Raw genomic sequence first — 9,222 nt, forward strand, 5'->3', positions numbered from 1 at the left:
AGTTTTTGTTGACCACTTCAATCTAAGCCAAAAGCATCAACCTGCTGCAAGCTCGATACCCTACTATAGATGTAGGCTTTGACAGTTCGCATTCATGCACCTATACATTTGATAAACATAATCATTGAGGAACTCATTATGTCCGATAAAGAATATGTATTCTATAGTACGCTGGAAGAAGCTATTGATGCCGCTCGTGAAGAGTTCCTCGCCGACAACCCCGGCGTTGAAGAAGAAGATGCTGACGTGCAACAGCTTAATATCCAAAAATACGTTCTGCAGGATGGAGATATTATGTGGCAGGCCGAATTCTTTGCCGATGAAGGTGAAGAAGGGGAATGTTTGCCGATATTAAGTGGTGAAGGTGCGCAGGCCGTCTTTGATGGCGACTACGACGAAATCGAACTTCGGCAGGAATGGCTGGAAGAGAACACCCTGCACGAGTGGGATGAGGGTGAGTTTCAGCTCGAGCCGCCGCTGGATACCGAAGAAGGTCAAACCGCAGCCGATGAGTGGGACGAGCGTTAATTTACGCTATTCGTAAGGGCCGTGGCTGGCGTCGATCGGCAGCAACAGCGTGTCGAAAATCAGCGAGAACGGCAGATCGAGCACGGTCAGGTAGCGCCATGCGGAATCACGAAGATCCCATTTCACGCCCGGGTAATACTGATTTCCGTGGCCTTGCCCTGGAATGGTGCGACTGATGATACTGCCGCAGCCGCTGAGCAGGCATGCCACCATAACGACGATGATTATTCTCATCATTAACCTCTAAAAAAATACCGGCGATTAAGCCGGTATTTTATCTGGCGGGTGGCGATTCGCTTACCCGCCCCTTCTTAACAACTTACTTCGCCTTCAGCGCGAGCGGGTTCAGCTTCACGTCCTTATAGTAGTTCACCCACGAAGAGTATTTCTCCGGAGCGGACCACACGCGGTAGTGAAGACGCGCCATAGTTACCGGGTCGCTCAACAGCACCAGACGACGGTCGCGGTTGAGCTTTTCCGGGGTCTCGTTAAGCGCCTGCTCAACGTGACGATCGCGGGCAATCTCAAGAACCTGGCTGGCGCGGTGACGCGCTGTCGCCATTGCCGTTGCCAGGGCGTTAAATGACGGGTTAAACACGGCGTGCATGAAGCCGTCATCCAGCGAGCGACTGCGGTTCTGTTCCAGGTAACGATCGGTATCCACCAGCACCTGCGGCGGGGAATACTCTTCCGGGATCAGGAACAGTTTCCAGCGTTTGGTTCGCAGCCCCACCGTTGAACGGCTGGAAATTACGGAAACAAACGGCGACAGGATCAGCGAGAAGACTATCGGCGCCAGCCAGAACAGGAAGCGCAGATCCAGCCAGGCCATCCCGGCCGCCCACACCAGACCCAGCAGCAGCTGAGAACCGTGGCGCATAAAGGCTTCACCCCACGGCGTGGAGTCATCATCACGCTGCGGTGAGTTCCAGACCACTTCCCAGCCCAGGAACGCACTGACCACAAACACGGTGTGGAACAGCATACGTACCGGCGCCAGCAGGACGGAGAACAGCACTTCCAGCAGCAGAGAAAGGGTCACGCGGAAGAAACCGCCGTACTCTTTCGAGCCTTTGCACCAGATCAGGATGATGCTGAGCAGCTTAGGCAGGAACAGCAGCACCATGGTGGAGGCAAACAGCGCAATCGCCAGCTCCGGACGCCACTGCGGCCACACCGGGAACAGCTGCCGCGGTTGCAGGAAGTATTGCGGCTCCGTCAGGGCATGAACCACCTGTAAGGCAGTCGACAGCGCCAGGAACATAAACCACAGCGGTGCAGAGAGATAGGACATCACGCCGGTCAGGAATACCGCTCGGTGAACCGGGTGCATCCCTTTTACCAGGAACAGGCGGAAGTTCATCAGGTTACCGTGACACCAGCGGCGGTCGCGCTTGAGCTCGTCCAGAAGGTTCGGCGGCAGCTCTTCGTACGATCCCGGCAGGTCGTAGGCAATCCAGACGCCCCAGCCAGCACGACGCATCAGCGCCGCTTCTACGAAGTCGTGCGACAGAATAGAACCGGCAAACGAACCCTCGCCCGGCAGCGGCGCCAGCGCACAGTGCTCAATGAACGGCTTCACGCGGATAATGGCGTTGTGACCCCAGTAGTGCGATTCACCCAGCTGCCAGAAGTGCAGACCCGCCGTAAACAGCGGCCCGTAAACACGGGTGGCGAACTGCTGGCAGCGCGCATACAGCGTGTCCATACCGGACGCTTTTGGCGAAGACTGAATGATACCCGCGTTAGGGTTGGCTTCCATCAGGCGCACCAGACCGCTCAGGCAGTCTCCGCTCATGACGGAGTCAGCATCCAGCACCACCATGTAGCTGTACTGGTTACCCCAGCGACGGCAGAAGTCATCGATGTTACCGCTTTTACGCTTCACGCGACGACGGCGGCGGCGGTAGAAGATCTGGCCTTCGCCCTGCACTTCTGCAATCAGCTCCATCCACGCCTTTTGTTCCGCAACGCAGATATCCGGGTTGTAGCTGTCGCTCAGGATGTAAACGTCGAAATGCTCCGCGTTGCCGGTCGCCTTCACGGACTCCCAGGTCGCACGCAGGCCCGCAAATACGCGGTCAACGTCTTCGTTACAGATAGGCATAATCAGCGCGGTACGGTGCTCGGGATTGAGGGGTTCATCCCCGACCGTTGACGCTGAAATGCTGTACTTGTCACGCCCCATGAGCAGTTGCAGGAAGCCCATCAGCGCGGTCCAGAAACCGGCCGAGACCCAGCAGAAGAGGACCGCGAACAGCAGAAGAATGCCGCTCTGCAGGATATACGGCAGCAGCTGCATGAAGGAGACCCAAAGATCCTGGCCCATCATGTCCGTCGGATTGATAAACGCCCAGCCCTGGTAAGGCAGGATAGTTTTCATGTACCAGGTCGCGACGACCGTCTGCGCCAGCGTCAGAAGCAGCAGGATATAGCGACGGATTGTCCCGACGGTACGCCATTTCTGTTCGGAGGCCTGCTCTTCTTTCGTCAGGCGCGACAGATAGCGCGGCGTCACATCACGCCCGCGCAGGCGATCCCAGAAGCGGCCCACCGGGTTGGTGCGCCATGGATCGGGGAACATAGAGGAACGCGTAGCCTTCGGCATCGCCTGAAGCTGATCGCGTCCTTCATCGTCTTTAATCAACTGCCCTTCCGCCAGCGAGTCCGGCCAGGCCTGCTCCAGACGCGCCTTGACTGACCCGAGCGGCGTATCATCATCACGGGAAAACGTATGATGTTCACCATCCAGCGCGGAGTGAACCGCGCGGATGTCGCTCTTTGGCAGTGCCGCTTTTTCGATATCCGTCAGCGGCATGGCATCAATATATTCAGATGTATTATTCATTGGCAGGTAGCTGATAGCTCCAGGTTTCACTCAGCGGCTGATCGTTACTGACCAGCGCAGCACGCATTTCTGTGGTCTGTTTCGGATCTTTCACTTTCACGCGCAGGGTCAGACGCCAGCCTTTGGTTACCGGGTTGTAACGCACGGTATTCTCAACGATTTCACCGTTATCACCGATGCTGGCCTGAGCGGCAACGGCGGTGTCCGGTGACAGTTTCTTCATATCCTGGCCTGTGAAGTCCACGACAAACGCCACGGTACCGTCAGGCTGACGGATAAGATTAGACTGCTTCACATCACCCGTTGAGCGGCGAGTCTGCATTACATACGCGTTATCCGGCGCATGCAGCTTATCTTCGTCGCGGCTGAAGGTAATGGTGTACTTGAAGTTCATCTCTTTACCGGCTTCCGGCAGCTGATCCGGCGTCCAGTAAGCGACGATGTTATCGTTGGTTTCGTCGTTGGTTGGAATTTCTACCAGCTCGACCTTACCTTTACCCCAGTCACCGTTTGGCGTGACCCAGGCGCTTGGACGCTGGTCATAGCGATCGTCCAAATCTTCAAAGCGGGAGAACTGACGACCACGCTGCAGCAGGCCAAAACCTTGCGGGTTTTCCATTGCGAAGCTGCTAACCGCCAGATGTTTCGGGTTATTCAGCGGACGCCAGATCCACTCACCGTTACCGGCATGAATAGACAGACCGTTGGAGTCATGCAGTTCCGGGCGGAAGTTGGTTGCCGGTGACGGCTGGTTCGGCCCGAACAGGAACATACTGGTCAACGGCGCAACGCCCAGCTTGCCCACTTTATCACGCAGGTAAACCTTGGACTGCACGTCAACTACCGTGTCACGACCCGGCATAATCACAAAGCGATAGGCACCGGTTGCACGCGGGGAATCCAGGAGCGCATAAATGGTCAGACGCTTATCCGTTGGTTTTGGACGTTCAATCCAGAACTCACGGAAACGTGGGAACTCTTCACCTGATGGCAGCGCGGTATCAATAGCCAGACCGCGCGCAGAAAGCCCGTACACCTGCCCCGCGCCAATGACGCGGAAATAGCTGGCTCCAAGCATGCTAACGATTTCGTCGTTTTTATCTTTGCTGTTGATTGGGTAAAGCACCTTAAAGCCTGCGAAGCCCAGGTCTTTCACCGTATCTTTGTCGTGTTGCACATTGCCAAAATTGAAGTAATCCGGGCTGTACTTGATCTTACGTACCGCGGTTGCCGTCACTTCATTGATGGCAACAGGCGTGTCGAAGTACATACCCTGATGATAAAATTCAAGCTTGAACGGGGTTTTAATATTGCTCCAGTACGCTTTGTCGTGATTGAACTGGATCTGCTGATAGTCCGCATACTTCATGTCGCGGAAAACGGAGGGCAAGTTACTTTTCGGCGCTTCATAGCTCTTGCCTGCCATCGATTTTGCCTGTTTTGCGACATCGTCGATGTTAAAGGCCAGTGCCGATGAGGTATACAGTGATAACACCACTGCAGCACCCAACCAACGCATTTTCATCATCTGTGGTTTATGTTTCATAATAAGTAAGCACTTCCCCCTTTGTGTGCTTATATCGATCCGATCCATTTTAATGGAAACTCAGGCAATCCGACAACATTATCACTGCTTTGTTCAGCTGCTGGCTCATGGATTAAGCAAATGAAAGAACCCGCTATTCACTTTGCGTGCTTATCCTGGAGACAGGGTGTCGGTCTTGGTGTAGGGTTGGCTTCGAATGTAACCATTATGAGTCTTAGGGATAAGACGAAAAGTCTGAGAATGCACAACGTTATATGAGCACAACACCAACAGAACGTGAATATTTCCTCGACTCGATCAGGGCCTGGCTGATGCTATTGGGGATCCCCTTTCACATTTCACTGATTTACTCCAGCCACACCTGGCATGTGAATAGCCAGATGCCCTCCTGGTGGCTGACGCTGTTTAATGACTTTATTCACGCCTTCCGTATGCAGGTGTTCTTCGTCATATCCGGCTATTTTTCTTATATGCTTTTTCTGCGATACCCGCTCAAGCGCTGGTGGAAAGTGCGCGTAGAGCGCGTGGGGATCCCCATGTTGACCGCAATTCCACTGCTGACGCTGCCTCAGTTCATTATGTTGCAATACGTCAAAGGCAAAGCGGAGAACTGGCCAAATCTGTCGCTGTATGAAAAGTACAATACGCTGGTCTGGGAGCTGGTATCTCACCTGTGGTTCCTGCTGGTCCTGGTGGTGCTCACAACGGTGAGCCTGTTGATTTTCAGCCGCCTGCGCCACCGTCTGAGTACAAAAGCCGACACCTTCTTCGCCAACGTTACGATGGGCAAACTGTCAGTGCTCTTCTTGCTGTTGGGGATTGCCTATGCCGCCGTGCGCCGAACGCTGCTTATCGCCTACCCGCCGATTTTGAGCGACGGGTTATTTAATTTTGTGGTGATGCAGTCCCTGTTCTACATTCCGTTCTTTTTAATCGGCGCGCTGGCCTTTATTCATCCGAAGCTTAAGTCGCTGTTTGTCACCCCGTCACCGTGGTGCGCGCTGGGGGCAAGCCTCGCGTTCGCGGCCTATCTGCTGAATCAGCGCTACGGCAGCGGCGATGCCTGGATGTATGAAACGGAAAGCGTGATCACTATGCTGCTTGGGCTGTGGATGGTGAACGTGGTATTCGCGCTGGGCCACCGCTTGCTGAACTTTAAGTCCAGTCGCGTGACCTACTTCGTTAATGCGTCACTGTTTATCTATCTGGTGCATCATCCGTTGACGCTTTTCTTCGGGGCTTACATCACACCGCACATCGCTTCCAACACGCTGGGGTTTTTTACCGGGCTGGTGTTTGTTGTTGGGGTAGCAATCGTACTCTACGAAATCCATCTGCGGATCCCGCTCCTGCGCTTCCTCTTTTCAGGAAAACCACAGGCAAAAGCCTCATAAATCACGCGGCGCATCCGATGCGCCGCGTTTGCATCAGCTCTCCAGTTCTTGTCTGCGCTGAGTCAGAAGCCGCTGATAAAGATGCGTGGTGTCGTCGTCGAAACAGACAAAAATCACCTTCTCTGGCAGCGGTTTTAACGACAAATAGCGGTAAACCGTTTCTACGGCGATCGTAGCGGCAGCGGCCTTAGGGTAACCATACACGCCTGTGCTGATGGCCGGAAACGCCATCGTTTTATAACCGTTGTCGGCAGCCAGTCGCAGACAGTTCCGGTAAGCCTCTTCCAGAATACTCGCTTCGTGCCGATCCCCGCCATGCCAGACAGGCCCTACGGCGTGAATTACCGCTCTCGCAGGCAGATTGCCCGCCAGCGTAATCACCGCGTGACCGGGAGGACATTCGCCCTGCTGTTGGCGCACGGTTTTACAGGCTTCCAGCAGCTGCGGTCCGGCAGCCCGGTGGATAGCCCCGTCCACGCCGCCCCCTCCCATCAGGGATGGATTGGCCGCATTGACGATGACGTCGACGTGCACTGTCGTAATATCGCCATGAATAATTTCAATTTGCGGTTTCATAAAGCCCCTCTGCAACCCGCCTTTTTCTTAAGTGTATCGCAGAGGAGACCGGGAGAAAAAACTATCAGAAAAAATCCTCTTTCACCGCAGGGTGCGAGAACGCGCACTAGCGATACTGGATTTCGACAACCGCGAGCGTTTTTTCAGGATTAAGATATTTCATATTGAGCGTCGCCAGGCTAGAGTCGCTCACTTTCCCGTTAAGCGCCTCTTCATAGCTGACCATACGCGTTTGCATACGGTTATTATTTGGACATGACATTACAATCTGTTGTTTTTGGGGAGTGACTTCACAGGGGTCGGCGACGACGGCACCGCGAAAATGAATGACACCACCGTAAACAACCGTAGCCGAATAAGCCGGGATACTCAAAGCAGAAACGACCAGACTCAGACCTGCCACGAATCGAGCAAAATAGTTGTTCATTATAGGTACTCCTCAATGAAAATCGTCCATGAGGGGTAAACGCGCTTCATTTATTAGGGCAAACGAAGTTTCACGTTACGGAACATAACGACCAGGTCCGTGATATCAGCATAGCTCAACGGTACAGACCCGCCATATTCTCAACATATTGATTTCATGAATGTTTAGAGCGAGCGTTCCGTTGGCGACCACTGTTGTGATAAATGTAGCGATTTACCGTCTGAAACGGTGACAACGATTTTCACCGTGTCTCCCGCGCTAATATTTAAACTCAGGCGCATTAAATCAATCGTCTGATTAGCGGGTATAAAAAGTGTGTTTTGCTGCCGGGAAGAACTTTGTCCCCCCTGCCCTTCTCGTAAAGAAACAATCTGAACCTGACAATCACACGACTGCGCCAGAGTGACCTGAGGAATAATGGTGGTCATATTTTCCTGCTGTGACGTTTTGAAGGTGATCTGGCTGGAAAGCGCGGCAAGGAGAATTAAGGTATTCATGATGAACTCCCGAAAAAAAACAGGGCATCAGCCCTGTTTTTTTGTAGCACAGATTTCAGTATCAGTACTGATGAGCTGTCGCGTGGTTACCAAAACCGATCTGGGTCACGTTGACAGTCGAGTTGGAAGCAGTCTGGTCTACGAGTGCACCGTTAAAGCCGCCGGACTGGCTAACGTTCATAACGGATTTTTTACTGTTCCACTGATCAAGTGTCGCACTGTTGCCAAAACCTTTCTGGGACAGGTTGATTTTACTATCATCAGAACCCTGACCAACGTCAGCGCCGTTACCGCCACCTTTCTGGCTAATATTCAGGACAGAATTTCTGGCGTCTGTCTGCAGAGCTACCGCTGAGTTACCGCCACCGTCCTGATAAATATTCAGGGTGGAATTTGGGCCACTGTATCCGCCATGACCATGTCCATGACCCCAGCCGCCCTGATTAATAGAACCCGCCATAGCACTACCAGAAACTACGATTGCTGCAAGCGCTGCCACTTTGAGAAATTTCATGGTAAACCCCCATCGGATTGATTAAAGTCGTCGCCAACGCGCTAATGTTGAATAACGTTAATCGCCATTTGCGACTGTTTCTGCACTACAACTGCGGTTTTCTGCGTACCGTACTGCGTAATATTTGCTCTATTACCCGACCCTTTCTGGATAATTTTCGCGCTATTACCGTATCCATCTTGCGTAATACCTGCATCATTCGCGTTACCGCTCTGATCGATCCAGGCAATATTGTAACCCCCTGATTGATCAACTCTCGCTCTGTTACCTACCCCATCCTGGGATACAATGGATAAGAGTCTTGAACCGTCCTGGCTAACCTCAGCGTTATTGAAAACGCCCCGTTGACCAATAATGGCTGCCTGATTTAGTGATGAAAGACTTAATTCGTTAACCGCAAAGTTATATTCAGAATTTGCCAAATCTGAATTCGCTGCGGTTACAAATCCAGGCGCACCCAGTAATGTAAACATCATAATTAACGATGCGTTTTTCATGTTGTCACCCTGGACCTGGCTATTTAATCGTGCCATAACCCTTTAACAATGTTACTTGTTAAAACGACTCGTATTGTGTTAACGCGTCGTTACGGTGAAGAGTATGTCCGCTGAAACATTTTAAATATCTCACCCACGCGGCTTATTTTTATTTATCGGCTCACCACAAAGTCGTAATTTACCTCAAAAATGACTTTAAACAGGCCAGCTTATATTTTTTATTAAATGTGTATTACGGAAGGGTTGTACAACGACACGAAGGCTGTCCACGCTTCCTCCCGGGTTGTTTAAACGTAACGGCAGGAGAACATTTTTCTCAACGCGTGACACGAAGCCTCTTTTCTTAAGCCAGTCAGTCACTCATTCGTGGGCTTAGAAATTATCTGAAACTCATA

General features: G+C 52.5%; 10 protein-coding genes. 2 read left to right on the plus strand and 8 right to left on the minus strand.

The features are described from left to right. Positions 1-138: 138 nt before the first annotated feature. Positions 139-528 carry a MysB family protein gene (locus INF68_RS22740; protein WP_032639599.1) on the plus strand — a complete coding sequence of 130 codons (390 nt, stop codon included), beginning with the start codon at positions 139-141 and terminating at the stop codon, positions 526-528. Positions 529-534: 6 nt separating this feature from the next. Here the strand turns inward: INF68_RS22740 and INF68_RS22745 are convergent, their stop codons facing one another. The 3 genes from INF68_RS22745 to mdoG form a co-directional block, all read right to left on the minus strand. After that, positions 535-762: a YceK/YidQ family lipoprotein gene (locus tag INF68_RS22745; RefSeq protein WP_033145189.1), complete on the minus strand. Its 228-nt coding sequence runs from the start codon at positions 760-762 to the stop codon at positions 535-537. Between the two features lie 85 nt (positions 763-847). Further along, positions 848-3,376: a glucans biosynthesis glucosyltransferase MdoH gene (gene mdoH, locus INF68_RS22750; RefSeq protein ID WP_109844486.1), complete on the minus strand. Its 2,529-nt coding sequence runs from the start codon at positions 3,374-3,376 to the stop codon at positions 848-850. Next, complete coding sequence (mdoG, locus tag INF68_RS22755; RefSeq protein ID WP_021240787.1) at positions 3,369-4,922, minus strand: glucans biosynthesis protein MdoG; 1,554 nt, start codon at positions 4,920-4,922, stop codon at positions 3,369-3,371. Before mdoG ends, mdoH begins: the two co-directional genes overlap by 8 nt. Positions 4,923-5,176: 254 nt before the next feature. Between mdoG and mdoC the strand changes: the two genes are divergently transcribed. Next, on the plus strand, positions 5,177-6,316 hold the full coding sequence (gene mdoC, locus INF68_RS22760) for a glucans biosynthesis protein MdoC (protein WP_109844488.1): 1,140 nt from the start codon (positions 5,177-5,179) through the stop codon (positions 6,314-6,316). A gap of 33 nt (positions 6,317-6,349) precedes the next feature. Here the strand turns inward: mdoC and ymdB are convergent, their stop codons facing one another. The 5 genes from ymdB to csgB form a co-directional block, all read right to left on the minus strand. After that, a complete protein-coding gene (ymdB, locus tag INF68_RS22765; protein WP_059445977.1) occupies positions 6,350-6,892 on the minus strand; it encodes an O-acetyl-ADP-ribose deacetylase in 543 nt (180 codons plus the stop codon). A 106-nt stretch (positions 6,893-6,998) separates the two neighbouring features. Continuing rightward, positions 6,999-7,319, minus strand: a complete 321-nt coding sequence (locus INF68_RS22770; RefSeq protein ID WP_109844490.1) for a type 1 fimbrial protein — start codon at positions 7,317-7,319, stop codon at positions 6,999-7,001. 164 nt (positions 7,320-7,483) lie between these two features. Beyond that, the gene (gene csgC / locus INF68_RS22775) at positions 7,484-7,816 is read right to left on the minus strand and encodes a curli assembly chaperone CsgC (protein ID WP_023311111.1); all 333 of its coding nucleotides are present in this window, start codon (positions 7,814-7,816) and stop codon (positions 7,484-7,486) included. 61 nt (positions 7,817-7,877) lie between these two features. Continuing rightward, positions 7,878-8,330, minus strand: coding sequence for a curli major subunit CsgA (csgA, locus tag INF68_RS22780; protein WP_023311110.1), 453 nt, complete (start codon positions 8,328-8,330; stop codon positions 7,878-7,880). 41 nt (positions 8,331-8,371) lie between these two features. Next, positions 8,372-8,827 (minus strand): curli minor subunit CsgB, encoded by a 456-nt coding sequence (gene csgB / locus INF68_RS22785; RefSeq protein WP_029739999.1) that lies wholly within the window; start codon positions 8,825-8,827, stop codon positions 8,372-8,374. Between the last annotated feature and the right edge of the window lie 395 nt (positions 8,828-9,222).

This window comes from Enterobacter cloacae complex sp. P16RS2 (genome assembly GCF_014982155.1).
Lineage (GTDB): Bacteria > Pseudomonadota > Gammaproteobacteria > Enterobacterales > Enterobacteriaceae > Enterobacter > Enterobacter cloacae_M.

Bases quoted from the DNA above. Each gene is read 5' to 3' on its own strand.
- INF68_RS22740 (WP_032639599.1), top strand. From the start codon at position 139: ATGTCCGATAAAGAATATGTATTCTATAGTACGCTGGAAGAAGCTATT.
- INF68_RS22745 (WP_033145189.1), bottom strand. From the start codon at position 762: ATGAGAATAATCATCGTCGTTATGGTGGCATGCCTGCTCAGCGGCTGC.
- mdoH (WP_109844486.1), bottom strand. From the start codon at position 3,376: ATGAATAATACATCTGAATATATTGATGCCATGCCGCTGACGGATATC.
- mdoG (WP_021240787.1), bottom strand. From the start codon at position 4,922: ATGAAACATAAACCACAGATGATGAAAATGCGTTGGTTGGGTGCTGCA.
- mdoC (WP_109844488.1), top strand. From the start codon at position 5,177: ATGAGCACAACACCAACAGAACGTGAATATTTCCTCGACTCGATCAGG.
- ymdB (WP_059445977.1), bottom strand. From the start codon at position 6,892: ATGAAACCGCAAATTGAAATTATTCATGGCGATATTACGACAGTGCAC.
- INF68_RS22770 (WP_109844490.1), bottom strand. From the start codon at position 7,319: ATGAACAACTATTTTGCTCGATTCGTGGCAGGTCTGAGTCTGGTCGTT.
- csgC (WP_023311111.1), bottom strand. From the start codon at position 7,816: ATGAATACCTTAATTCTCCTTGCCGCGCTTTCCAGCCAGATCACCTTC.
- csgA (WP_023311110.1), bottom strand. From the start codon at position 8,330: ATGAAATTTCTCAAAGTGGCAGCGCTTGCAGCAATCGTAGTTTCTGGT.
- csgB (WP_029739999.1), bottom strand. From the start codon at position 8,827: ATGAAAAACGCATCGTTAATTATGATGTTTACATTACTGGGTGCGCCT.